The organism is Psychroflexus sp. S27 (assembly GCF_002810405.1).
Classification (GTDB): Bacteria; Bacteroidota; Bacteroidia; order Flavobacteriales; family Flavobacteriaceae; genus Psychroflexus; species Psychroflexus halocasei_A.
Genome location: NZ_NEXQ01000023.1, coordinates 178033 through 203149 on the forward strand (window position 1 = coordinate 178033; position 25117 = coordinate 203149).

Annotated in this window: 21 protein-coding genes; 10 read left to right on the plus strand and 11 right to left on the minus strand. The window is 34.8% G+C overall.

Going from position 1 to position 25117, the window contains the following annotated elements; all coding sequences use genetic code 11:
• The first annotated feature begins 1087 nt into the window (after window positions 1-1087).
• A complete protein-coding gene (locus CAP47_RS07155; RefSeq protein WP_100776004.1) occupies window positions 1088-1516 on the plus strand; it encodes a DUF6943 family protein in 429 nt (142 codons plus the stop codon).
• Window positions 1517-1842: 326 nt separating this feature from the next.
• Here CAP47_RS07155 and CAP47_RS07165 read toward each other — a convergent pair whose 3' ends face one another.
• From CAP47_RS07165 to CAP47_RS07175, 3 genes are read right to left on the minus strand one after another with little or no spacing between them, the layout of a single operon-like run.
• Window positions 1843-2094 carry a hypothetical protein gene (locus CAP47_RS07165; protein ID WP_100776006.1) on the minus strand — a complete coding sequence of 84 codons (252 nt, stop codon included), beginning with the start codon at window positions 2092-2094 and terminating at the stop codon, window positions 1843-1845.
• Window positions 2084-2536: a DUF5675 family protein gene (locus CAP47_RS07170; protein ID WP_192869963.1), complete on the minus strand. Its 453-nt coding sequence runs from the start codon at window positions 2534-2536 to the stop codon at window positions 2084-2086. The genes CAP47_RS07165 and CAP47_RS07170 overlap by 11 nt, the downstream gene beginning before the upstream one ends.
• 2 nt (window positions 2537-2538) lie before the next feature.
• Complete coding sequence (locus CAP47_RS07175) at window positions 2539-3294, minus strand: hypothetical protein (RefSeq protein WP_100776007.1); 756 nt, start codon at window positions 3292-3294, stop codon at window positions 2539-2541.
• Between the two features lie 233 nt (window positions 3295-3527).
• On the opposite strand from CAP47_RS07175, the gene CAP47_RS07180 reads away from it, so the two are divergent.
• The gene (locus CAP47_RS07180; RefSeq protein ID WP_100776008.1) at window positions 3528-3728 is read left to right on the plus strand and encodes a hypothetical protein; all 201 of its coding nucleotides are present in this window, start codon (window positions 3528-3530) and stop codon (window positions 3726-3728) included.
• Between the two features lie 405 nt (window positions 3729-4133).
• Here CAP47_RS07180 and CAP47_RS07185 read toward each other — a convergent pair whose 3' ends face one another.
• Complete coding sequence (locus CAP47_RS07185; RefSeq protein ID WP_100776009.1) at window positions 4134-4964, minus strand: hypothetical protein; 831 nt, start codon at window positions 4962-4964, stop codon at window positions 4134-4136.
• Window positions 4965-6171: 1207 nt separating this feature from the next.
• Here CAP47_RS07185 and CAP47_RS07190 point away from each other — a divergent pair.
• The 7 genes from CAP47_RS07190 (at window position 6172) to CAP47_RS07220 (ending at window position 17629) form a co-directional block, all read left to right on the plus strand.
• Complete coding sequence (locus CAP47_RS07190) at window positions 6172-6585, plus strand: HYC_CC_PP family protein (protein ID WP_100776010.1); 414 nt, start codon at window positions 6172-6174, stop codon at window positions 6583-6585.
• Window positions 6586-6713: 128 nt separating this feature from the next.
• On the plus strand, window positions 6714-10499 hold the full coding sequence (locus CAP47_RS07195) for an efflux RND transporter permease subunit (protein WP_100776011.1): 3786 nt from the start codon (window positions 6714-6716) through the stop codon (window positions 10497-10499).
• A complete protein-coding gene (locus CAP47_RS07200; RefSeq protein WP_100776012.1) occupies window positions 10496-11707 on the plus strand; it encodes a TolC family protein in 1212 nt (403 codons plus the stop codon). The genes CAP47_RS07195 and CAP47_RS07200 overlap by 4 nt, the downstream gene beginning before the upstream one ends.
• Before the next feature lie 115 nt (window positions 11708-11822).
• Window positions 11823-12464 (plus strand): DUF3347 domain-containing protein, encoded by a 642-nt coding sequence (locus CAP47_RS07205; protein ID WP_093242362.1) that lies wholly within the window; start codon window positions 11823-11825, stop codon window positions 12462-12464.
• Window positions 12465-12652: 188 nt separating this feature from the next.
• Window positions 12653-15163, plus strand: a complete 2511-nt coding sequence (locus CAP47_RS07210; RefSeq protein ID WP_093242367.1) for a heavy metal translocating P-type ATPase — start codon at window positions 12653-12655, stop codon at window positions 15161-15163.
• 209 nt (window positions 15164-15372) lie between these two features.
• On the plus strand, window positions 15373-15864 hold the full coding sequence (locus tag CAP47_RS07215) for a DUF305 domain-containing protein (protein ID WP_093242372.1): 492 nt from the start codon (window positions 15373-15375) through the stop codon (window positions 15862-15864).
• Complete coding sequence (locus tag CAP47_RS07220) at window positions 15854-17629, plus strand: efflux RND transporter periplasmic adaptor subunit (RefSeq protein WP_100776013.1); 1776 nt, start codon at window positions 15854-15856, stop codon at window positions 17627-17629. The genes CAP47_RS07215 and CAP47_RS07220 overlap by 11 nt, the downstream gene beginning before the upstream one ends.
• 89 nt (window positions 17630-17718) lie before the next feature.
• Here CAP47_RS07220 and CAP47_RS07225 read toward each other — a convergent pair whose 3' ends face one another.
• From CAP47_RS07225 to CAP47_RS12500, 3 genes are all read right to left on the minus strand, one after another.
• A complete protein-coding gene (locus CAP47_RS07225) occupies window positions 17719-17913 on the minus strand; it encodes a cold-shock protein (protein WP_093242381.1) in 195 nt (64 codons plus the stop codon).
• A gap of 366 nt (window positions 17914-18279) precedes the next feature.
• Window positions 18280-18759, minus strand: a complete 480-nt coding sequence (locus CAP47_RS07230; protein ID WP_238140991.1) for an MgtC/SapB family protein — start codon at window positions 18757-18759, stop codon at window positions 18280-18282.
• A gap of 14 nt (window positions 18760-18773) precedes the next feature.
• Complete coding sequence (locus tag CAP47_RS12500; RefSeq protein WP_238140994.1) at window positions 18774-18998, minus strand: MgtC/SapB family protein; 225 nt, start codon at window positions 18996-18998, stop codon at window positions 18774-18776.
• Window positions 18999-19259: 261 nt separating this feature from the next.
• On the opposite strand from CAP47_RS12500, the gene CAP47_RS07235 reads away from it, so the two are divergent.
• Window positions 19260-19985, plus strand: a complete 726-nt coding sequence (locus tag CAP47_RS07235; protein WP_100776014.1) for an AAA family ATPase — start codon at window positions 19260-19262, stop codon at window positions 19983-19985.
• On the opposite strand, the gene CAP47_RS07240 is transcribed toward CAP47_RS07235, so the two are convergent.
• From CAP47_RS07240 to aspA, 4 genes are all read right to left on the minus strand, one after another.
• The gene (locus CAP47_RS07240) at window positions 19978-20805 is read right to left on the minus strand and encodes an endonuclease/exonuclease/phosphatase family protein (RefSeq protein WP_100776015.1); all 828 of its coding nucleotides are present in this window, start codon (window positions 20803-20805) and stop codon (window positions 19978-19980) included. The genes CAP47_RS07235 and CAP47_RS07240 overlap by 8 nt on opposite strands.
• A 287-nt stretch (window positions 20806-21092) precedes the next feature.
• Entirely contained in the window at window positions 21093-22274 is a 1182-nt protein-coding gene (locus CAP47_RS07245; RefSeq protein WP_192869964.1) for a porin, read from the minus strand.
• A gap of 147 nt (window positions 22275-22421) precedes the next feature.
• Complete coding sequence (locus CAP47_RS07250) at window positions 22422-23495, minus strand: type II asparaginase (RefSeq protein ID WP_100776017.1); 1074 nt, start codon at window positions 23493-23495, stop codon at window positions 22422-22424.
• A gap of 193 nt (window positions 23496-23688) precedes the next feature.
• Window positions 23689-25107, minus strand: coding sequence for an aspartate ammonia-lyase (gene aspA, locus CAP47_RS07255; protein WP_100776018.1), 1419 nt, complete (start codon window positions 25105-25107; stop codon window positions 23689-23691).
• Window positions 25108-25117: the final 10 nt, after the last annotated feature.

Here is a 25117-nt window from a genome sequence, read left to right on the forward strand (position 1 = left end):
ATTTCTACAAGCCAAAAACCTAACACCTACAACCTAAGTATTAGTACCTATTCTCTTGCATCTACCATTCATACACTTTCAACGCCTTCCATCCTCAGGCTTCAAAAGCTATTCATTTGCATTATTTCACACACGTCATTCCTTCAGCACCCGCAGTTTTTTTTGCACCCAAACCCATAAAGATTTGCTGCGCAAGTATAATAGTTGGGTGCAATCACTGCTGATTAATGTGCGAGCCTGCGAACACAACGGGCTGGTGTTTGTCACAGTAATTGGAACAGCCATTTTTGCATAAAGCTTTACATTCATGTGTAAACAGGAACCTTTAAGGATATTGTATCAACATCACATTTTGAATCATATGATAATCACTAAAGCCTTATTGCAAAAGCGCAAAAGAGCTGTGAGTTTTCTCATTCATTACAAGCGCTCCACCTCACGTCATTTCACTTTGTCTTGTCTAAAAAAATAGCCAAACCTCAGCTCATTATGTTCTACTCGCTAACTTTCCATTCATTCCAAAATTACAGCACTTTCTTTCCCACGCCCAATTACTCCGCCAAACGTGTGATACATAGCACTAGCGGTATAAATACCACTTGCTAGTACACCCGTTGTTTAACTCGCAGTCGGCTCGCGCCTCTGGATTACCTGCACAAATTGAAAAGCTTGCAAAGTAAAAAAGCATCTTTCAGTTCATGAAAAAAAATCGATTGAATGAAAGTATTGAACCAATAATGAATGATGAGGTTTCAAAAGTCAGTTGAATAATTATAAATAAATATTATTTGATAAGGTTGTTTATAATGAATGAGTTTTCAAAAGACAATAAAAAGAGTTTTTAAGTCAGAAAAAAAATAAAGCCAAAAATAGGCAGCTCCCAAAAGCCCACCGCCAATAGCTGTAAAGGTCAAGCCATGAAGATTTTCTGAAAAATAGAATTAAGCTTGAATAAGCTTACATTTTTCATCAAACGATTTTTCAGAAAAACCTTGACAGCATCCACCGCTACCAATCTATTAGGCATATTTTTTAGCTGAAAAAAAAATGAGCGAAGCGATTTAGTTTAATTTTTAAATCCTGAATTATGTTTAAACTGAACGTTTACCAATTGAAAGTTCACAACTCAAACGTGAAAACAAATCCGCAACATTCTTTTTTCATCCTTAACAAAGGCAACAACGCAGGCAGACCAATGGTGATGCCTTGCGCAAATTGCTTTGTCGTGACTGTAAAGTCTGAAACTGAAAGAGATGTTTTGTATTGGCTCACTTTTGCAGCTTGGAAAACGAAACGATTTTTACCTTATTTAAAAGGAACCACAATCCTCAATCTGACAACTCCTGATGCTAAATATGTTCTGAATGAATGTATTTTAGGACTGAATCAGTTAGAGGTGAAGCACAAAATTAAGGCCCTTAAAAATACTGAAAAGCTTGAAAAACTTCTTGTTCTTCAACTTGAGAAATTCAAAGAATTAAAACATGTTCTCGCAGCTTCTTTCTTTAAATCTTAACCACAAAAAAGCCCTCATTTAAGAGGGCTTAATTTTTTAAATATGAATTTGAAACTGACGACTATGAATCAAAGGAGCTCGACTCCAACCACTTACTACTAACTACTAACTACTGACTACTGACTACTGACTACTAATCTTTGTCCTGGTCCTTATTAAAATACTTACTCAGAAATTTCAAAACCACCGAACTCATAAAACTGACTGATGCGCCAGTAATAGCCAAAACGCTCGTCGTGATGAAATCATCAAGATTCACACTACCTAGCAAGCTCAGCGCTGATCCACCAATAAACGCAACTTTTTCATGTGTCGTCATAACTTTTTTACTTTTTCAATTGTCTTTTTCCCTTGAATTTTGGCTCATCTTCAATTTCCTTGCCTGTCACCACCTGACTTACCGCTGAAATCGCTGCGCCTGCAGCTAATCCATAACCTGCAATTGTCACGACTAATGCCGGTAATGAGACTGGCGCTGTTAAAATAGCACCGGCAACGGCCGTAATGCCTAAACCTATGTTTCTTAGCTTTCTAAAAAACTTCGGTGTTTTTGATTTGTATCTGTCTTTAACTGTCATTGTTCTGTGTTTTTTTCTGTTTTAAAATAATATCTTCGAAATGTGAACTCTTAAACTCAATGATCACACTTTTCTCTTCTAAAAAGTAGGGGCGAAGTCGTTCTAAAATTTTATCCAAAGCTTTCCTTGACGAATAGCCTTTGGCAACCTCAACCAAACTGCTGACTGGTGCGATGCAGCCTTCCAATTCTTTTAAAGCATCATTCGCTGGATGAAATAAAATCAAATCTCTTTTGTGAACGCCAACGACTAATAAATGCCACTTAAACTTTTTTGAATACCTCAGCTTTAACTCATAAATACCATCAGGGACCGCAGAAATATTTCTTTGATTTTGTCTCCAGGGGAGTTCAATGGTAAAACTTAGGAACTCATCAAATAAATAGAGGGCACCAACTGTACCCTGTGGAAAATGCCCTCTATATAAACCAAGTCGAATCAAAATTAACTGTTATCAACTGCGATGATGTTCAAGGCATTGAATGCACCGTTTTTAAGCGGATACATTGTCCCGTTGACCTCCTGATAGAACTCAATTCCAACAACTTGTACCAAAGGCAAAGTTGATGCAGCTGTCACCGTAGCTGACATACTGATCGCTGAGGTTGTTGAACTATCCCACGGAAGAATACTGGACTCATCAGAATCAAATACTGAATTTTCATTCACGAAATCTAATTCAGCAACACCAGTCACGACTTTAAAATGCGTTGTTCCGCCAGGTGCCTCAACCATTGTCATCGGTTCAAAGGGCTGAATGTCAATTGTGCCTTCACCAGTCACACGATCTAAAGTGTCCGTGATGTCCGCATAAAGCGTTCTCCCAAACTTTGCTTTCGTGTTGAAATCAAAGTTTTGTAAAAGGCTCATATCACCATCCTGAATGGTTCTTTCGCCACGATCATTGACCGCATCCGTCTTGATGACCTTCATCAAATTTCGCTGTAAGTTGTTTGACACACGTTTGTCTGTCACATTCTGAAGCAGCAATCTAATTGCATCTCTCAAAACTTTACCAGCTTTACCTGCTGCTCCAAATTCAGAACCATTCTCACGCGTTCTTTGAAACGCAGGATCATTTTTGATTCTGTTACCATCCACGCCACCTTTTTCTCTTGCAAGGTGTCCATCTGAAGTCTTATAGAATGAAATACCACCTATAGTTCCCTTTAATTTAATAATACCTGTTTGCTTAGCCATAATGATTTATTTTTAAACAAATCAAGAACATAAATACTTGTGATGCAATGAATTACTTCGTATTTGACGCTTTTGGCAGCATAGGCGCAAATGACATCCATGATTTTGTTAGATAAGCGCAAAACGCTTTATATTAGCTATGTGAAAACACCGCATGAGTAGAGTAGGAATAAAGCATAGATAGTGTATGGATAAAGCACACTCAAAGCAAAAAAGTACCAAATAACTATAAAATGAAAATCAAGCGACGTATACAAGTACATCCAACAGACATTCAGAACATCACTGGATTCAGTTTGCGTCATTCCCAACGCATCTTAAAAAGACTCAAGGAGATGAAAGGCAAGTCCAAAAATCAAATCATAACCACCCAAGAATTAGCTGATTATCTAGGTATTGATCTTGAAATTGTTCAAGATTATATTGATTATTAATTGACAAATAAGTTATAAATACTTATATTTATACTACGTTCATTAATATTCGGATTAATCAAAAATATCAAATTAGATATATATAATGATAAAAAGAAAGTGACCTATTCGGTTACCTCTTTACTTTCATAACTCTGAAAGACTGATGATTACAGCGATTAGAGATGTCAGCCTTCGGGCTGCCACCCCGACTTTACTCATTTATAAATACTTATAAATAGTACTAAAAAGACCTGTAAGTCATTGATTTACAGGCCTTTTTGTTTTTAGAAAGTGACCTATTCGGTTACCTATTCGGTTACCTCTTTTTGGTTTATTTTTAATGACGCGATTTGCGTCAAACAACTTAAAATCAAAAAACTAGAATCATTCAAAATTTAAAATTCATCATTTCTTAACCAAGACTCAAAAATAAATATCTTTAAAATGCTTGAGCTTATAATCGCTATCAATAAAAGCTTCAACTGTTTTAAGACTCTTTAATAACTCCTGCTTTAAACTATCTTCCTTTGCCTTAGACTCTAAATATTCATAGGGAATAAGCTCATCAAACTTCTTAACAGCTGCAACAGTAATACTATCAAAATAAGCCTTTTTCTCATGCTCTAAGCTAAACTTATCATAATCAGTTAAATTCATATCAATCCTTGCCTGATAAACACTTTTAGCGATCAACCTTAAATGTTCGTGGGTGAGATAAGATCCCTTGTTTTGCTTATGACGATTTAAGCTAATATTAAAGCGACGTAGTTTGATGAGGTCGTGCAACAAAATCTCATAAGTCTCATTCGTCTCGTTAATCTCATCTTGTACACAAGCATAGACTAAATAAATACCATCAGCTGGACCTTCAGAATAGCGATAAGCGTTCCCTGATTTATAAATTAAGCTTTTAGGTGATTGAGCTTCAAGTGATTTAAAACTCGGAAAACTATCTAAAACTCGATTCACATAGGCTCTTTCAAGATCGAAGGTATCCTTGTTGATCACAAATCTCAAACTATCTTTACCAGTCCCAAAAGCCAAATGATCAAGACTGAAATCCTTATTTATGGTTGGAGAAAGCTCAGGCTCTTCCTTAATCTGTTGAGATGTTGAAACAGAATCAAATTTTTCAGGTATTGTATCATGATGTTCATCTTGACTATTATCAGTTGAGGTTTTTTTCTGACAAGCAGACGTTGAGCAAATAAGAATAAAACTTAAGAAATACAGACTTCGGTAAGCTATGGACATGGCGTTAAAATTGTTTTCCCGAATCTAATCAATTTACAGAAAATAATTATCCACAATACAGATATTTAATTTAAAAACCTAAGACCTAGTACCTAAAACCCGCCAACTGAGAACCGCCAACCGATAACAGTCAACTGAGAACCGATTTTACTATTCACCAATCACTATTCACGAATAACAGTCAATCGAGAACTGTCAATTCGAGACTCTATACAATAATTATGAAAAACGTGGTATTGACGTTTCAAAGTAGCGCTTAGCAATTTTTTTCCCCAGTATAAGTTTTGGTTTGCGTTAAAAAATCTCGAAGCCTTGGAGAGATTTTAGCAAACCAAAACTGGTTTTCAGCTCTGCTGAAAAATACCTTGGAAAAAGCGCCTTTTCTTTTGTTTCGTTTTCTTTGGGCGAGCAAAGAAAATGAAAAGAGGTAATTTTAATTGCTATGTTCAAATCGCTATAAATTAGGTTTTTATGAAAATACGTCAATTCCAGTGTTTTTCGTTGAAACAAAGTTGAAGCGAAAAATGCATCGAGAACAAACAGTTTGAGTCAATAGTCCTGTCTCTAACAGTCTTCCGTCTAGAAGTCTAGAGTATTAAATGTTGAGTCATTCAAAATTCACCATTCAAAACTTTCTAACACTTACTACCTAAGACCTACCACCCAATTAATCGTCAACCGAAAACTGACAACCGCCAACCGAGAACTGTCAATCGACAACTGCCAACAAAAAACAATCAATCGATATCACCATTCACGAACTTGTGTCTAGTGCTATTCGCTAAAATAACTTGTCATATAAAGCTATAATTACTCCATGCTAATAGCATAGGTTAAGTATAGTTGACTCGTAGTTCCTTCGAAGATTATAGGTGTTTTCCTTGGAATAGCAGGTCTTTACCGAAGAAACATCGAAGGATCATCGAATTTACAACGAGTTACATTGCTTATGTATAGGAGTTGATATGGAGTATCCTATTAGTATCTGAGGGTAGACTGCATCATTTATAAAAGATGTTTTTGAGTGGTCGTAACTTTATCTATTTGAAATCTGACTTATGATTCCAGTAAAGCAATCAGAGTTGAGTTGTTCAGCTAAAGAAAAATATATTGTGTGGTTTTTAGTGAACTGATTTTTAAAGTATTAATTCAAATAAAGAGTTAAAATTTGTGAAAGTTAATTTTAAACATGTATTTTTGAAATGTGATGAGAGAAGCATTCCGCAAAATATTATCATTTTTCATGGCTTTTATAGTCATGATTTCTACAATGTCATTTATTGTAGATCTACATTATTGTGGAGAAACTTTGGTCGATAAAGCGATCTTTCATACAGTGGAAACTTGCGGAATGGACATGGAAAATCCTCTAGCTGACGGATGTTCTATCGAAAAAGAAAGTTGCTGCAGCGATGAGCAATTAGTTCTTGATGGTCAAGACGAATTGCAACAATCTGCGAATAAAATAACATTCGAGCAGCAAGTCTTCATAGCTTCTTTTATTTACACGCACATCAATCTTTTTGAAGGACTTGAAAAAGAAGTTATTCCTTTCAGAGATTACAAGCCTCCCTTTCTTATAAGGGATTTTCAAAAGATTCACGAGACTTATTTAATTTGATTTTTAGGAGTTGATTCTATAGCAAGCCCTTTGCCTTAGAATCTTTCTGTGTTTTGAAGCAATTCATTATTAGCTTCAAAAACGATTGTACTTAATACTTTGTTCCAACTGCTAAAATCTTATTACAAATGCTAAACAAAGGCATAAAATTTCTTATTGAAAATAAACTCGTTGCTGTTTTATTGCTCGTGTTTTTTGTCGGCTGGGGTGTTGTCAATGCACCTTTTAACTGGAATACAGGTTTCCTACCAACCGATCCTGTCGCTGTTGATGCCATTCCTGACATTGGAGAGAATCAACAAATTGTATTTACAAAATGGGAAGGTCGATCTCCACAAGATATTGAAGATCAAATCACTTACCCATTAACCACTTCATTATTGGGAATTCCTGGCGTAAAAACGATTCGGAGTTCTTCTATGTTTGGTTTCTCTAGTATTTATATCATTTTTGAAGAAGATGTTGAGTTTTACTGGAGTAGAAGTCGCATTCTCGAAAAATTAAATTCTTTACCAAATGGATTATTGCCTGATGATGTTAATCCATCTTTAGGTCCTGATGCTACTGGTTTAGGACAAATTTATTGGTACACTTTAGAGGGACGAGATAAAGATGGAAACGTCACTGGCGGATGGGATTTACACGAACTTCGAAGTGTGCAAGATTACTATGTGAAATATGCGCTTTCTTCTGCAAGTGGTGTCTCTGAAGTTGCTTCTATTGGCGGTTATGTTCAAGAATATCAAATAGATGTTGATCCAGAGAAAATGCGACAGTATGATGTTGCCTTAAGTGATATTGTGACCTCTGTTAAGAAAAGCAATAAAGATATTGGCGCACAAACTCTTGAAATTAATCAGGCAGAATATTTAGTGCGTGGTTTGGGTTATGTAAAGTCTATTTCTGATATAGAAAATGCCGTCGTCACATCTGAAAACTTTACCTCAATACGCATCAAAGATATTGCTGAAGTTGGTTTAGGGCCAGCACCAAGACGAGGAATTTTAGACAAAGAAGGAGCAGAGGTCGTCGGTGGCGTTGTTGTTGCCCGATATGGTGCTAATCCTATGGAGGTGATCAATAATGTTAAAGATCAGATAGAAGAACTTCAAGCTGGTTTACCTTCAAAAGAACTGGCAGATGGCCGTACTTCTCAATTAACTATTGTTCCGTTTTATGACAGAACAGAGCTCATTCAAGAAACTCTAGGAACGCTTGATGAAGCTTTGACTCTGGAAATTCTCATTACCATTTTTGTAATTATCATTATGGTGTTCAATTTAAGAGCCTCAATTCTTATTTCTGGATTACTTCCAGTAGCGGTTTTGATGGTTTTTATTTCGATGAAACTGTTTAATGTTGATGCCAATATAGTTGCATTATCTGGTATTGCTATTGCTATTGGGACGATGGTTGATGTGGGTGTGATTCTCTGTGAAAATATCATCAGGCATCTCGATGATGAAAAAGAACGATTTGAAAAAACAGGCAAAAAACAGCCTATCAATACTGTTGTGTTTAATGCGACTTCAGAGGTGTCAGGAGCTATATTGACTGCAGTATTAACCACCATTATTAGTTTTATACCTGTTTTTACGATGATAGGTGCTGAGGGAAAGCTGTTTAGACCTTTAGCTTTTACTAAAACGATGGCTTTAGTCGCTTCCCTGATTGTTGCTCTGTTTTTAATTCCTCCTTTTGCATCTTTTTTATTCCGTAGGAAAAGTATCAGACAAACTAGTCAACTCTTGATTAATGCTTTATTAATTATTATAGGCATAACAGCAATTTTATTTGGTTATTGGTTAGGTCTTATATTAATCGTTTTTGGAGTGACGGCATTTTTAAAGGATGATAAAATCACTTCTAAAATTTCACCAAAATTACCTATAACAGAGAAGCGAGCAAACAGCATAAATATTTTTATTTCTGCTTTAGCAATTGTCTTTTTACTTGCAGAATATTGGCGACCACTGGGTGTTGATGAAAGTATTTTTTGGAATTTACTTTTTGTCGGAGTCATCTGTTTTGGTTTATTAGGCGCGTTTTGGTTATTCCAAAGCTACTATACCAGAATTTTACGTTGGGCACTCAGAAACAAGTTTTTATTTCTTTCCGTACCTACTCTGATCGTCATTTTTGGTATCTTAATTATGCAAAATACAGGGAAGGAATTTATGCCGTCTCTAAATGAAGGTTCTTTTCTTTTGATGCCGACCTCTTTGCCTCATGCTGGAATAGAAGAGAATAAAAGAGTCCTGCAACAATTAGATATGGCGGTGGCAAGTCTTCCAGAGATTGAAACTGTGGTTGGTAAAGCTGGTCGCACAGAATCTGCTCTTGATCCTGCGCCACTTTCAATGTATGAAAATATTATTCAGTATAAATCTGAATATATGTTAAATGAAAACGGAAAGCGTCAGCGATATAAAATTAATGAAGACGGATTGTTTGTTTTAAAAAATGGGAATTTAGTGGTAAATCCCAATCACGATGTGGTTGAAAATAAAAGTTATACTGATTCAGAAATTGAAGATCCTTTTCAAGTCAAAAGTCAAAACCTCATTGCTGATGAAGATGGAGAGTTTTACAGAAATTGGCGTCCAGAAATACAATCACCAGATGATATTTGGAACGAAATTGTTCGGGTCACTAAATTACCTGGCGTGACTTCAGCTCCTAAATTGCAACCTATCGAAACCCGTTTAGTCATGCTGCAAACAGGCATGCGTGCACCTATGGGAATTAAAGTAAAAGGCCAAGATTTAAAAGAAATTGAAGACTTTGGAATGCAACTAGAAAACATTCTTAAACAAGCTGAAGGCGTCAAGGAAGAAGCTGTTTTTGCGGATAGAATTGTGGGGAAACCTTACCTTTTAATCGACATTAAAAGAGAACAACTTGCAAGGTACGGAATCTCTATTGAAGATGTTCAAGAAGTCTTAGAAGTTGCCGTCGGTGGGATGCCACTCACCCAAACCGTAGAAGGCAGAGAACGTTATAATGTGAGAGTAAGATATCCGCGTGAGTTGCGAGCCAATCCTGATGATATAAAAGGAATATATGTGCCTGTCGAAAAAGGAAATCCTGTACCACTTGGAGAATTAGTTGATGTTCGATACGAGCAGGGCCCTCAAGTGATTAAAAGTGAGGATACCTTTTTAATCGGTTATGTTTTATTTGATAAATTGGATGGTTTTGCTGAGGTTGATGTCGTTGAAAATGCGCAGGCCTTGATTCAAGATAAAATTGACAATGGCGAGCTAAGAATACCAAAAGGAATTAATTATCAATTTACTGGAACTTATGAAAATCAAATACGAGCAGAAAAAACTTTAAGCATTGTTGTTCCAATGGCTTTGGCAATCATTTTCCTAATTCTCTATTTTCAATTTCGTTCTGTTTCAACTTCTTTGATGGTATTTACCGGCATTGCAGTGGCTTTTGCAGGTGGCTTTTTAATGCTATGGTTTTATGGTCAGGATTGGTTCTTAAACTTTAGTTTTTTTGGTGAAAATCTAAGGGATTTATTCCAGATGCATCCAATTAATTTAAGTGTAGCCGTTTGGGTAGGATTTATTGCCCTTTTTGGTATTGCGACTGATGATGGCGTTGTGATGGCAACTTATCTTACCCAAACTTTTGATCGCAATAAACCAGAGAACAAAATGGAAATACGCGATTCAATTGTAGAGGCTGGGCAAAAAAGAATTCGTCCGTGCTTAATGACAACAGCCACGACAATCTTAGCCTTATTACCAATTCTAACATCAACTGGAAGAGGAAGTGATATTATGATTCCGATGGCGATTCCGAGTTTTGGCGGGATGCTCATCGCACTGATTACACTTTTTGTGGTCCCAGTTTTATTTAGCATGAAAAAAGAATTTCAACTTAAAAGAAAAAACAAATGAGATATATAATTTTAATAGGATTTGCTTTTTTCGCTTTTGCAAAAGTTAATGCTCAAGATTTGCAAAGTCTTATTCAGGAAGCAATATCAAATAATCCGCAGATTCAAAAGTTTGATCTTCAGCACAAGATTGCGCTCGAAAAAATCAATGAAGCTAATAGTTTGCCTAATACCGAGTTTAATGCGGGTTTTATGGCTTTATCGCCTGAAATGGAAATGCCGATGGAAAGATTTAGTGTTTCTGTTATGCAGATGCTACCTTGGTTTGGAACTATTTCTGCCAGAGAAAATTACGCCGAATCAATAGCTGATGCTCAATATATTGAAGTAACCATTGCTAAACGTCAACTGGCACTTTCTGTGTCTGAGTTTTATTATTTGCTCTATGAAATTAATGCTAAAAAAGAAGTGCTTAAAGATAATATTGAACTCTTACAGACTTATGAAGAATTAGCGCTTAATTCAGTTGAAGTCGGTCGGGCTTCTGCTGTTGATGTGTTACGGTTACAAATGAGACAGAATGAATTAGAGCAAGAAATAGAAGTTTTAAATCAAAAAAGTAAAGGTATTCAGGCGGCATTAAACAGTTTGATGAATCGTGAATTTGATAAAAATGTTTCCGTGATCTCAACTTTAAAAATGCCAGAAAATGATGATTTCTATAGTTACGATAATTTATCTGTCAATCCAGAACTACTGAAATATGACAAACTTTATGAGTCTGTAGAACAATCTGAGTTATTAAACCAAAAAGAAAGTGGTCCTCTAATAGGTTTTGGTGTGGAATATATCAATCAAGAAAACAGCCCGATGATTACGAGTTCTTATAAAGATATGGTGATGCCAATGCTTTCCTTGTCGATACCAATTTTTAACAAAAAATATAAATCTCAGACAAGACAAAATGAATTGCGTATGCAGGAGATAAAATCTCAAAAAAATGAACGTTTAAATACGCTCAAAGCTGATTTATCCCAAGCAATATCAGAAAGGAATCAATCACGAATTAAATTTAATACGCAAAAGAAAAACCTAAAACAAGCTGAAAATGCTCAAGAAATTCTCATTAAAAATTATGAAACAGGAGATATCAATTTTAAAGAGGTTTTAGATATTCAGGAGTTACAGTTGAAATTTCAGAAAGCTCAGATTGAATCAGTAAAAATCTATTACGTTCAATCTGCTCTTATTAACTATTTAACAAATTAAGGCATGGGAAAGACTTACTATATAAAAAGTATAGCTTTCAAGCGTAGAATTATGATTTTAAAATAAACAACAGTTAAAAATAAATATTAATAACACTAATTCAAATTAAATCAAAATGAACAAATTAAGATCAACATTAGGTGTAGTTGCAATAGCATTTATAACCTTAACGATAATGTCTTGTAAAGAAAACAAAAATGAGCATAATAATGCAGATGGTCACCATTCTAAAATGAGTTCTGGAGAAGATCATTCAAAAATGAATCACCAAGATGGTATGATACACGACAAGATGAATATGTCAAGTACTATAATGGATTCTGAAACACAAAATTCAGCTTCACAAAAAGTATTGGCTGATTATATGACGCTTAAAGATGCCTTAGTGGAAACTGATAAAAATAAAGCAGCTCAAGCCAGCAATAAATTGAATAAAACTCTAAACGAATTTGATCTTAGCGAGTATAATTCAGAAGAACAAAAAGAACTAAAACAAATTATCGCTGAAGCCAAAGAGCACGCAGAATATATCGGCAAAAACGAAATGAAAAAGCAACGTGAACACTTCGAAACATTGAGCAAGAATATAATGGATATGGTTGCAATTACTGGCACTGAAAATACTTTGTACCAACAATTTTGCCCGATGTATGCTGATAATGGCGGTGTTTGGGTAAGTACTGATAAAAATATTAGGAATCCATATTTCGGTAGTAAAATGATGAAATGCGGAGAAGTTCAAAAAGAGATTAATTAATCAAAATTTGAATTCAAGCCTAAGTTTTGTCTTGGAACTTTATCGCGCATTTATGTCGAGTGTTTGGATCGCCACTCGTGACTAATTAAAAATAAATTCAAGTGAAGATCCGCAACAGCATAGGGTTTAAGAGTTTTGATGACCTTCAAACCCTATGCTAATAAGTCATAAATAATTAAAACCTCATTATGAAACACACATATCACATACACGGAATGACTTGCCAAGGTTGCCGCAAGCATGTAGAAGAAACACTTTCAAAAGCGGAGGGTGTTTCTAATGTATCAGTTAATTTAGAAGAAGAAAATGCAACAATCGAAATGAAATCGCATATTCCTCTTGAAAAATTTCAAGATGTTTTAAAAAATGATGGAGGAACTTACAGCATTCATAAACTAGGTGAAAAACCTCAAACTAAAGAAAAAAAAGATTTGCAACCTAAAGGGAAAGGAACAGGAACTTTTTATTGTCCCATGCATTGCGAAGGCGATAAAACCTATGAAGAACCTGGCGATTGCCCTGTTTGCGGAATGGACTTAGTCGAAGAGCAAAATTTATCTGCTTCTACAGGTGATCAATGGACATGCCCAATGCACCCAGAAATTGTTAAGGATGAAGCAGGTTCTTGTCCTAAATGTGGGATGGACTTGGTGCCAAAAGAACCAGATTTGTCCGCTGAAGAAAAAACCTATAAAAAATTATTAAAAAAGTTTTGGATCGCAAGTGCTTTTACATTGCCAATTTTTATTATCGCCATGAGCGAGATGTTGACTAACAATCCATTATACGATCTCATGGATCAAAAAAAATGGAATTGGATTCAATTTGCTTTATCAATTCCAGTCGTATTTTATGCCACTTGGATGTTTTTTGAGCGTGCGTATAAAAGTATAGTCACTTGGAATCTCAATATGTTTACGCTTATTGGTATTGGTGCAGGCGTAGCTTGGCTTTTTAGTGTATTTGGAATGTTTTTTCCAAATTTCTTCCCAGAGCAATTTTTATCTGAATCTGGTGCTGTACACGTCTATTTCGAAGCAGCAACCGTTATTTTAACGCTTGTGCTTTTGGGTCAGCTTTTAGAAGCTCGTGCGCATAGTAAAACCAATTCAGCTGTAAAAGAATTACTAAAACTAGCGCCAAACAAAGCCGTCAGGGTTGAAAATGGAGAGGAGATTGAGGTCAGTATTGACGAGATTGAACTTGGCGATATATTAAAAGTAAAACCCGGCGATAAAATTCCTGTTGATGGTGTCATTACTGAAGGCGAAACCAGTATAGATGAATCCATGATTACTGGAGAACCTATTCCTGTTAATAAATCAGTAGATGACAAAGTAAATAGCGGAACAATCAACGGTAATCAATCCTTTTTAATGAAAGCCGAGAAGGTGGGGAGCGACACATTACTCTCTCAAATTATTCACATGGTCAACGATGCTAGCCGAAGTCGCGCCCCAATTCAAAATTTGGCAGATAAAGTGTCAGGTTATTTTGTACCGATAGTTGTTATTATTTCAGTAATAACCTTTGCAGTATGGGCTATTTGGGGCCCAAAGCCTGCTTATGTTTATGCTTTGGTTAATGCGATTGCCGTTTTAATTATTGCTTGTCCTTGCGCTTTAGGTTTGGCAACTCCGATGTCGGTTATGGTTGGTGTTGGTAAAGGCGCTCAAAATGGGGTATTGATTAAAAACGCTGAAGCCCTCGAGAAAATGGATAAGGTTGATACGCTTATCGTCGACAAAACAGGAACAATAACTGAAGGCAAGCCTACTGTCGAAACTGTTGGTGCTTTTGGTAATTCATATAACGAAAAAGAAGTCTTGCAATACATTGTATCATTAAATACAAATAGTGAACACCCTTTGGCAGAGGCAACTGTAAAATATGGAAAAGAAATTCTTACTGACTCTGAAACTTCAGAACTAAAGTCCAAAGATTTTAGCGCAGTAACAGGTAAAGGCGTTGAAGCCAAAATTAATGGTAAAAATGTGGCATTAGGTAATCCTAAAATGATGGAACATGCTAAAGCAGAAATCAAGGAGGAGATGCAGAAGGAAGCTAAAACTTACCAAAAACAAGGCAAAACAGTTTCTTATTTAGCTATAGAAAAAAACGTTATTGGTTATGTCATCATTGGCGATAAAATAAAAGAGACAAGTGGCAAAGCTGTTAAAACGCTTCAAGACAAAGGTATTGATGTCATTATGCTTACTGGCGATAATCACGATACAGCCCAAGCTGTTGCTTCAGAATTAAACCTGGCAGATTTTAAAGCCAGTATGTTACCTGAAGATAAACTTAAAGAAGTTGAAAAATTACAAAATAATGGACATGTCGTTGCCATGGCAGGCGATGGTATCAACGATGCGCCAGCTTTAGCTAAAAGCGATGTTGGTATTGCAATGGGAACAGGCACAGACGTTGCAATTGAAAGCGCGATGATAACCCTAGTTGAAGGTAATTTACATGGAATAGTTAAAGCCAAAAACTTAAGCCATGCAGTTATGAAAAACATTAAGCAAAACCTGTTTTTTGCACTTGTTTATAACGCTTTAGGTGTGCCCATTGCAGCAGGTGTTTTATTTCCGATTTTCGGAATTTTATTATCGCCTATGATTGCTGCTTTAGCCATGAGTTTTAGTTCGGTTTCTGTTATTGGAAATGCGTTGCGATTAAGAAGTAAAGAAATTTAATAATGAAGCAAGAAGATATTTTATTTGGGCGCTCGAGCGGGCTTTACGCTATATCTTTTTTTGTTATGAAAAAAACAAAAAAAGGATGCCACTTCAATCCCTAGCGCAAATGCAGTGCCTTAGTAAATCAATCAGGTATAAATAAAATTAGATTTCAAGGCCAAAAACAACATAAATTTAAACGAGTATTAATGTAAAAATTTAAAATTATGAATACACAAAAAGATAAAAACAAAGAAAACGGAATGAGCAACTACACAAAATTCTTTTTGATGTTAGGCGGATCTTTTGTTGCAATGTACATCACCATGTATCTTAATACTTATGAAATTGATCACGTTTGGTTTAGTTTAACAAGGGTTTATATGGTTTGTTTAGGCATCTCGGCAATGGCATTAATTATGTTTTTCTTTATGAAAAATATGTACAAGAATAAAAAGAAAAATATAGGTATTATTTTAGGAAGTATCCTGCTTTTCTTTGGAGCCTTAGGATTGGTACGTGACCAAAAATCAACAGTTGGTGATGTGTTATGGATGAAAGCTATGATTCCGCATCACTCCATTGCAATATTAACAAGTGAAAGAGCAGATATCAAAGATCCAGAAGTTAAAAAGTTAGCAGAAGAGATCATTAAGGCACAACGAAAAGAAATAGAAGAAATGAAAACGATGATAAAACGATTAGAAAATGAAAAATAATAAAATATTTATATACATAGGCTTGCTTGCAGCAGGTGTACTTTTAGGATGGCTGTTTTTTGGAAACTCATCAGAAGAAAAAACAGAACATCAGCATGATGAAGTTGCAGAAACCAATCAAATGTGGACTTGCTCAATGCATCCTCAGATTATGCAACCAGAACCTGGCGATTGCCCGATTTGCGGAATGGATTTGATACCAGCAGAATCTGGAAATGATGGTCTATCTGCAAATGAAATTAAAATGACAAAAAATGCAATGGCATTGGCAAATATTCAAACCAGTATCGTCGGGAATAGTGTTGGTGAAAACGGTAACACAACTTCCTTGTCAGGTAAAATTGTGAAAAACGAAGAAGGAAACTCTGTTCAGGCCAGTTATTTTGATGGACGTATTGAACGCCTGAATGTCAATTACGAAGGACAAGAAGTTCGTAAGGGACAGCTTTTGGCAACAATCTATTCGCCTGATCTCGTTGCTGCACAACAAGAACTTTTAACCACAGCTTCTTTAAAAGAAAGTCAACCAGCACTTTACAAATCAGTGCGAAATAAATTAAAAAACTGGAAACTTTCAGAAAAACAAATCAATAGTATTGAAGAATCAGGAAAAGTACGAGAAAACTTCCCAATTTATGCTACTGTTTCAGGTACGGTTTCAGAAAAAATGCTAAACGAAGGTGATTACGTTAAGCAAGGTCAGCCTATTTTAAAACTGAACAACCTCAGTACTGTTTGGGCAGAATTCGATGCTTATGAAAATCAAATCTCACAATTTAAAAAAGGTCAAAAAATTAAAATAAAAACCAATACTTATCCTGAAAAAGAGTTTGATGCAACAATCTCTTTTATTAATCCTATATTGAATACACAAACAAGAATAGTAACAGTGAGAGCAACAATAAAAAATAAAGATAATTTGCTCAAGCCTGGCATGTTTGTATCAGGCGAGATTGAAGGTGTTAAAGCTTCAACAGAACAACTTGTCGTGCCAACATCTGCAGTGATGTGGACAGGCGAGCGTTCTTTGGTTTACGTAAAAACCAATCCTGAGAAACCTATTTTTGAAATGCGAGAAGTCACAATTGGCAACAGAAATGGTGAAACTTATACAATCACAGAAGGCCTTGAAAGTGGTGATGAAATTGTAACACACGGTACATTTACTGTTGATGCTGCTGCTCAATTACAAAATAAAAAATCCATGATGAATCAAACAAGTGAAAATACTAAAACGGCTCACGATCATCATGAGGAAACCAGCAGTCATTCATCTGAAAACACAAATGCTTACACTAAAACAAATAAGCGTTTGGAAGCACCTCAAGCTTTTCAAAAACAATTAAATAAAGTTTATAAAAATTATATTGATTTAAAAGATGCATTAGTCCAAGACAATACAGCTAAAGCAACTGAAGATGCCAAAGCTTTACTCAATAATTCGAGTCAAGTCGATATGACATTAGTTAAGGGTGAAGCGCATGAAAATTGGATGTCGTTGTCAAAAGAGATCAAAGCTTCTGCAACTGCTATTTCTGAGACATCAGATTTAGAAGAACAAAGAAAATATTTTAGAGATTTGTCTTTACACTTCATTAAAGCTGTGCAAATGTATGGTATTAACGAAAAAGTATATGTGGAATATTGCCCAATGGCAGACAGTAATGAAGGTGCATACTGGTTAAGTCAAGAAGAAAAAGTCATCAACCCATATTTTGGAGACGCAATGCTGACCTGTGGCGAAGTGAAAGAAATTATTGAATAAATGATTGCTATTAAAAACAAAAAAAGACCGTTGAAAAACGGTCTTTTTATAATAAGTTTTCACCTGTAAGAGGTAAATATTATTGAGAATTAATCTATAACTTCTACATTGATAGCGTTTAATCCTTTTCTTCCTTGTTCAGTGTTAAACTGTACTTTATCATCTTCTCTGATATCATCTCTTAAACCAGAATTGTGTACGAAAATATCTTCGCCTGTTTCTGATGATTTAATAAATCCGAATCCTTTTGAGTTGTTGAAAAATTTTACTGTGCCTTCTTGCATCTTTGTTTAATTTTAAATTATTAATTATTTTTTCACAATAAAACTTCCTAGTTAAGAAAAACATACTAAAGATTTATAACTAAATTGTGATAACAACCTGTTAACTAAAAAAATACTATTGAAAAAGTAATTGTAAAAATAAAATTTGAAAGAAGAGATAAACTCGAAATAACTAATTGTACTATATAATAACTTAAAATTCTATAGGAATTTTTATTGTGCTGCAAAGATGCATCATTTTTTTATATAAAAGTGTGTTTTGTTTAAAAAATAATAATTTGAATTGTGTTGTTGTGAAAAAATCAAAGCTTTTTTTAGCTTTCTGTATTTAAAAAACGATGCTAGAGAAAAAGCGTTTTACACTTATTAATACTCTGTTTCTTCTCCAGCAAATTCCCAACCTGCAAGAATTACATGAGATTCTTTAGTCAGCATCATAACAAGGTTTTCCATCAATATTTCTTTCTTCCCAATACTAGCAATTTCGATACTGATACTTATTTCATGAGGTCTAGATTCTTTTGTTTCACGATTAATTGATCGCAATAATAATTGATCATTATTTTCAATATAACTCAATACCAGTCCTCTGACGTTAGATTCATTATTGATTCCACACTTAATGAACACGCGATAATAGGTTTCAATAACTTTATTTTTTCTGTAAGCTGATATTTTGGCAAGCCGATTACTGATAGGTCTTAACAATACGTGAGACAAGACGACTGCAATTGTCGTTAATAAGGCTTCAATTACAAATCCCATTCCTGCTAATGTACCAACTGCTGCAGAACACCAAATAGTGGCAGCAGTATTTAAACCTCTCACATTAAAACCATCTTTCATAATAACACCAGCACCTATAAACCCAATCCCAGTGACAATTTGTGCTGTAATTCTACCCGGATCTCCGCAGTTAATTCATGGAGATTAACTGATAATAATACAAAGGAAGCTGCACCAATTGCCACTAAAGTATTTGTTCTTAAACCTGCATTTTTTTGATGCCACTGTCTTTCAAAACCAATAATACCTCCTAAAACAAAGGCAGTTGATAAGCGTAAAATGTATTCAGTTATTTCCATTTAAATTAAAAAAAGAAGATTATTTATGAAATGTGAGTTTTTATGTTGACTTGATGCAAGTCAAATATAGAGAATATAAAGTTTAGCTGTTCTTTTCAAAAAAAGCTTTTAGATGAGACTATATTTAAAGACTTAAATTTTACAGATTTTTTACTGATATACACTAAGATCATTATTTTATAATCTTAGTTAAGCGACTTTTTAAATTGTGTTTTAAGCTCATTTAAAGACTTATCTTTGTCTTTTTGAAAATAGTAGAGTATGGCGATTCACAGATCAACTTTAAGAGATAAGAAAAACACCCTATCTCTTGATGAGCTTCACTTAAATAATGAGAGCAGAGAGGAAATTAATCAACTCCTTGAAGAGTTTACCTTTTTGGAAGCACTCAAAAAATATGATATTCCTGTTGCCAATAAAATTCTATTGCACGGCCATACAGGTTGTGGTAAAACGGCGACAGCTCATGCCATTGGACAGGCTTTAAAGAGAGAAGTTGTGACTTTAAATCTCGGTGGTTTTGTGTCTTCTAAATTAGGCGAAACTGGTAAAAATGTAACTGATGTTTTCAGGAAAGCTTCTTTTGGTGACACCGTTTTATTTATTGATGAATTTGATTTTATTGGTAAAATAAGAGATTATGATAATCAAGATTCTGGTGAAATGAAACGTTTGGTCAATACATTGATTCAACAAATTGATCAATTACCAGAGGATACTTTACTGATTTGCGCAACCAATCATGTTGAGGTGATTGATACAGCTTTGCTCAGACGCTTCCAAATCAAATTAAAATACCAGCTGCCAAGCCATGAGAAATTAGATCTTTACTACGATGATATTTTAGAACGTTTCCCTGAGGGTATAGCGCGCATCAAAAGAACTTACGGCATTTCTTATGCAGAAGCAAAAGACGTTGCATACCAGCAAATCAAAACGAATATCATCAATCAAGAGAAGTTGAAGTCAATATCTGAGGTTAATTAAAATCAACTTCTACCCATAGTGGAATATGATCTGAAATTTTTCTGGCCAATTTCATATTTTCAAAATCTTCATAAAAATGAATAACACCACAATCACGTATTGATAAGTTGTCCGTTTTTAGGAAAATATGATCATATTCAGAAGCTAAACAATCACCATCAATACATTTGGTTCTTAATGAAGTTTTCTGATTTTCAATGACAGAAATAAAATCCATTTTTTTAAGTGGATTAAAAACTGAATGAGAGTTCGGAATATTAAAATCTCCCACAAAAATCAATTCATCTTCGGGATATAAAGCAGGGTATTTTTTGAAATATTTAATCTCAGTTTCAGGTTGTTTCTTTTTAGGAACGGCATGAAAACTAACAACAGTGAAAACATGTCCATCATTATCTTTTAGCCGGATAAAGTAAGGTTCGCGCTCAATTTCATCGATAAAATTCTCATCTAACCAAGCCTTGCCAACAATTTTTAGCCGGCTTGTTTTCCATAAGTAAGCATAGCGTTCGCTACTGTAAGGCGAACTTTTTGTCGGGTTACTAATGCTGTAATCCCATTTTGCACCCTTTCTGTTGAGTTCGTCAGCCAATCTTGCAACAGCCTTTGCGCCTCCTGGTCCAGCGACAACTTCTTGTATCGCAATGAGATCATGTGTTTTTAAAGCATCAGCGATATATGAAATCTCTTCATCAGATTTTGATTTTCCCATGTGCTGAATATTCCATGTACTCAATTTAACCTGAGCAATACTAATAGAAAAGCAGAAGAAAAATAGGATAAAGCTAAGTTTACTCAAAGCTTGAGAAAAATTCTTCATGTATAAAGATTAAAAGGATTTTTTGACGCGTTAATAAAAATTAGATTTCGATCCAATAACAATTGCAACAAGCTTATCGTCTCTTTCAATTGACCTGATAATTTTGGTTCATCATTTTCAATTTTGCCTTGTTCAAAGATTTATATAAAAAATATAATCAAACCAAACATGCAAATAACAAATCTAATATTTTAAGATGAATCAAGATGAAGAAAAGTTAACATAAAAAAAGCTGAACAATAAAGAATTGCCCAGCTTAATATTAGTAAGTATTTATAATATAAAAATTAAAGAAAGTTTAAAGGTGTTATGATTCCAAAGGACAATCTTCCTGTATCTCCATTGGATAGATTAAATGTATCTTCAGCGAAATCTGTGTAACGGAAAACTCTACCCACATAATTTACAAATAGCTTGACGTTGTAATCTTTAAAAGGGTAGTATTCAATAGCAGGTATGTATGAATATGCATTTCTTACTTTTTTGTAATCACCCATTTCATTTTTTACAGATGAGAAATCAACAAATGCAGTTAAACTTAATTGCCATTGCGGATGTATTCGATGCTGTACACTCAGCCAGTGACTTTCGTATCGTGTGTTTCTTAAAACGTATGTTTGATCATTAGTCGAGATAAGATTCCTAATGATACCAGTTCTATCTACATCTTCTAAACTTAATTTGTAGTCATAGGCGATACTCCATTTATTTAAGTTAAGTTGTTGACCAAAGGCCATGTAGTTCTGGAAATCATCATCACCCTCATTAAATACAGAGTAATGCCATAAAGTATTTAATTTTCCATCAAAGAAGCTACCGCGCCAGTTGAAAACACCAGCCCAAGGCGCTTTTGCAGTTTCAATATCCCCTCCGATAATGACATCTTCACCGTAGATTTCTTCGGCTGTCTGTGTTCTTGGGTTAAGAAGTTGTAATCCAAATGAATGGTCTTTTGTTGCTTGGTATGTAGCTCCTACACCAGCGAGATAGTTGTCAGCTTGTTCGATAATGTCTGAATAAGTATAGATATCAATAGGGTTCAAGTCAAATTCGATACCACCCCAATCTGTCGCCATTTTACCGGCAGTAATAGACCACTTTTCATTTACTTTAAAAGTTAATGCGGCGTAATCAACCCCTTTTATAATGTTATCAACACTTTGTGGTTCAAAAGAACTAGTATAACGGTGTCTAAAACGGAAATGTAATTTTTCTGTCACCCATCCTCTTATTTCCATTCTAAATTGATTCATGTTAAATTTAGAACCTTGCCAGCTGCCATCATCCCAGTCACTACTGTGGCCAAATTGCATGTTTGCAATCAAATCTACATTGCTCAGTAAACTTTGTCTTTCAACAGGAATTATAGACTTGTAAGTTGATACTGTATCGGCTTGTTTCAATTGTGAAAAACTTATTTGGGAAGCTCCAAAAACCAGAATAAGTAGTAAAAGATTTTTAAGTTTCATGATTATAATTTTAATGTTCATAAATTAAACTACACACTTCATAAAAATCAGTCTCATCAGTCTGAGACTGATTTTATAAAGGTTAAATCATATAAAACTCAAGCTCGTTAAGCTTTGTATGATAATTAAAACGTAAAACAAGAATTATTAATAATTGAAAAATATTTCTTGGATTTCGTTGAGGCTTCGGTCTTTTAAGAGAGTTAGCATTAATAAAACTCTTGCTTTTGCAGGATTAAGTTCATCAGAAACAATGGTTTTGTACTCATCGTCATTGACTTCTGCATTTCGCAATACATCACCAAGAGGAACACGTGTACTTCTAACGACAACAATTCCTTTATCTGTTGCTTTCTTAACTTCTTTAAGAGTTGCTGCATTCATATTTCCATTACCTACACCTGCTATAACGATGCCTTTTGCACCTTTTTTAATAGAACTTGTTACAAAATCTGCAGGCATATCTGCATAAGCATAAATAATATCTACACGAGGAAGAGATTTAACGCCCTTAACAGAAAATACGCTTTTTGTTGTATGTGTACTGTATGGTTTTCTGAAGTATTCTATATCGCCATAAATCACACTACCGATTTGACCTTCTATTGGTGACATAAAACTCTGTACAGCTGTTGTGTTAAGCTTGGTCACATCATGCGCTGCATGAATTTGATCGTTCATAACAACAGTTACGCCATGCCCTTTTGATTTTGGACTTGCAGCTACAGCTACAGCATTGTAAAGATTCAACGGCCCTTCAGCACTCAGAGCAGTCGCTGGTCGCATTGCTCCAGTAGTGACAATAGGTTTGTTACTGTCAACAACTAAACTCAAGAAATAAGCTGTCTCTTCTTGTGTATCAGTTCCGTGTGTGATAACGATACCATCAACATCATCTGAAGCTAATAATTCATTCGCTTTTTTAGCGAGCTTTAACCAAATGTCTATTGACATATCTTGTGAGCCAACGTTAGAAATTTGTTCTCCAGTAATATTGGCTAGTTCTTTAATCCCTGGTGCTGCATCAATCATCGTATTGATGCCTAATTGTCCAGCTGTGTATCCTGCTTGATTACTACCTTCAGCTGTACCAGCAATGGTTCCTCCAGTCGCGAGAATGACCACGTGAGGAAGGTCTTTGTTTTGAGCAAAACTTATATTAGTTAAACCAATAACTAAAACAAGTAAAAGCGCATGTCTAAATAATTTGAAAGTTTTCATTTTAATGAGATTTATGTATTAAACATTAATTAATTTGCTTATTAAGCATGATAGTTTTATTCTAAAAAACTATTAACAGTCATTGATGTGCTCCAGTGATTTTTTTACATTTTTTTAATCAGCTACAAAATTTTGCTTTCACATAGCGAGCATTTCCATTATTTCTATCACTGGTTAATTTTATAGCAATATTTTATTTTTTAATCCCTGCAGTATATTTCGGATGCATAAGGTTCTCAGGACTTAAAATTTTATCCAATTCCTCTTCAGAGAGCAATTCTTTTTCAAGAATAAGTTCTCTAATTGTTTTTCCTGTTGCAACTGCTTCTTTCCCGATTACATCTCCCATATGGTGACCTATATAAGGATTAAGAAAAGTGATTAATCCTACAGAGTTGTAAACCATTTTTTTGGTATGTTCAGCGTTAGCTGTGATGCCTGAAATACATTTTCTAGCAAGTGTTTCAATGGCATTTGACAATAGTTCCATTGACTCAAATAAGCATTGTGCCATCACAGGTTCATTAACATTAAGTTGCAATTGTCCTGCTTCAGCAGCAAAAGAAACTGTTGCATCATTACCTATAATTTTAAAACAAACTTGGTTCACAACTTCTGGAATAACAGGATTAACTTTAGCTGGCATAATAGATGACCCAGCTTGCATTTGCGGCAGATTAATTTCATTTAATCCGCAACGAGGTCCTGAAGAAAGCAAACGTAAATCGTTACAGATTTTTGAAACTTTGACAGATGTTCTTTTTAAAGCGCCAGAAATAGTCACATAGTCACCACAATCTGATGTTGCCTCAATAAGATCTTCAGCTTCAACAAAACTTGCCTTTGTAAATTTTTGTAAATATCCTATTGAAAGTTCTGTAAATCCATCAGGTGCATTGACGCGTGTTCCTATTGCTGTACCGCCTAAATTAACTGGGAGAATAAGGTCTCTACAAGCCTTGAGATTTTTTGTTTCTTCTTTTAAATTTGTTGACCAAGCTGAAAACTCGTCACCTAAAGACATTGGGACTGCATCTTGCATTTGTGTTCTTCCCATCTTAATAACTTTTCTAAATTCAGCACTCTTTCTATCAAATTGATTAGTTAGAATATTGATTTTTTCAAGCAAATGGTTGATATAATAAAATATGGCAACGCGAAAACCAGTTGGATAAGCATCATTAGTCGATTGAGATTTATTAACATGGTCATTCGGATGCAGAATATCATAACTGCCTTTTGGATGGCCATTTAAAGTAAGTGCCACATTCGTAATAACTTCATTGGTATTCATGTTAACTGAAGTTCCAGCGCCTCCCTGAAAAACATCAATCGGAAAGTATTCGATATATTTTTCCATATTATTCAAGATCTCGTCACAAGCCTCAATAATCATGTCTGCTTGTTTTTTAGGGACCGTTCCGATTTCTTTATTAGCAAAGGCACAAGCTTTTTTAGTTGTGACCATGCCTTTTATAAATATTGGATAATCACCTATCTTTCCATTTGAAATTTGGAAATTATTGAAGGCACGTTGAGTGTGTACACCAAAATAAACATCATCATTGATATCTAATTGTCCTAATAAATCTTCTTCTTTTCTAGTTTTCATAATATTTATT

Bases quoted from the DNA above. Each gene is read 5' to 3' on its own strand.
- CAP47_RS07155 (WP_100776004.1), top strand. From the start codon at position 1,088: ATGTTTAAACTGAACGTTTACCAATTGAAAGTTCACAACTCAAACGTG.
- CAP47_RS07165 (WP_100776006.1), bottom strand. From the start codon at position 2,094: ATGACAGTTAAAGACAGATACAAATCAAAAACACCGAAGTTTTTTAGA.
- CAP47_RS07175 (WP_100776007.1), bottom strand. From the start codon at position 3,294: ATGGCTAAGCAAACAGGTATTATTAAATTAAAGGGAACTATAGGTGGT.
- CAP47_RS07180 (WP_100776008.1), top strand. From the start codon at position 3,528: ATGAAAATCAAGCGACGTATACAAGTACATCCAACAGACATTCAGAAC.
- CAP47_RS07185 (WP_100776009.1), bottom strand. From the start codon at position 4,964: ATGTCCATAGCTTACCGAAGTCTGTATTTCTTAAGTTTTATTCTTATT.
- CAP47_RS07190 (WP_100776010.1), top strand. From the start codon at position 6,172: ATGAGAGAAGCATTCCGCAAAATATTATCATTTTTCATGGCTTTTATA.
- CAP47_RS07195 (WP_100776011.1), top strand. From the start codon at position 6,714: ATGCTAAACAAAGGCATAAAATTTCTTATTGAAAATAAACTCGTTGCT.
- CAP47_RS07200 (WP_100776012.1), top strand. From the start codon at position 10,496: ATGAGATATATAATTTTAATAGGATTTGCTTTTTTCGCTTTTGCAAAA.
- CAP47_RS07205 (WP_093242362.1), top strand. From the start codon at position 11,823: ATGAACAAATTAAGATCAACATTAGGTGTAGTTGCAATAGCATTTATA.
- CAP47_RS07210 (WP_093242367.1), top strand. From the start codon at position 12,653: ATGAAACACACATATCACATACACGGAATGACTTGCCAAGGTTGCCGC.
- CAP47_RS07215 (WP_093242372.1), top strand. From the start codon at position 15,373: ATGAATACACAAAAAGATAAAAACAAAGAAAACGGAATGAGCAACTAC.
- CAP47_RS07220 (WP_100776013.1), top strand. From the start codon at position 15,854: ATGAAAAATAATAAAATATTTATATACATAGGCTTGCTTGCAGCAGGT.
- CAP47_RS07225 (WP_093242381.1), bottom strand. From the start codon at position 17,913: ATGCAAGAAGGCACAGTAAAATTTTTCAACAACTCAAAAGGATTCGGA.
- CAP47_RS07230 (WP_238140991.1), bottom strand. From the start codon at position 18,759: ATGAAAGATGGTTTTAATGTGAGAGGTTTAAATACTGCTGCCACTATT.
- CAP47_RS12500 (WP_238140994.1), bottom strand. From the start codon at position 18,998: ATGGAAATAACTGAATACATTTTACGCTTATCAACTGCCTTTGTTTTA.
- CAP47_RS07235 (WP_100776014.1), top strand. From the start codon at position 19,260: ATGGCGATTCACAGATCAACTTTAAGAGATAAGAAAAACACCCTATCT.
- CAP47_RS07240 (WP_100776015.1), bottom strand. From the start codon at position 20,805: ATGAAGAATTTTTCTCAAGCTTTGAGTAAACTTAGCTTTATCCTATTT.
- CAP47_RS07245 (WP_192869964.1), bottom strand. From the start codon at position 22,274: ATGAAACTTAAAAATCTTTTACTACTTATTCTGGTTTTTGGAGCTTCC.
- CAP47_RS07250 (WP_100776017.1), bottom strand. From the start codon at position 23,495: ATGAAAACTTTCAAATTATTTAGACATGCGCTTTTACTTGTTTTAGTT.
- aspA (WP_100776018.1), bottom strand. From the start codon at position 25,107: ATGAAAACTAGAAAAGAAGAAGATTTATTAGGACAATTAGATATCAAT.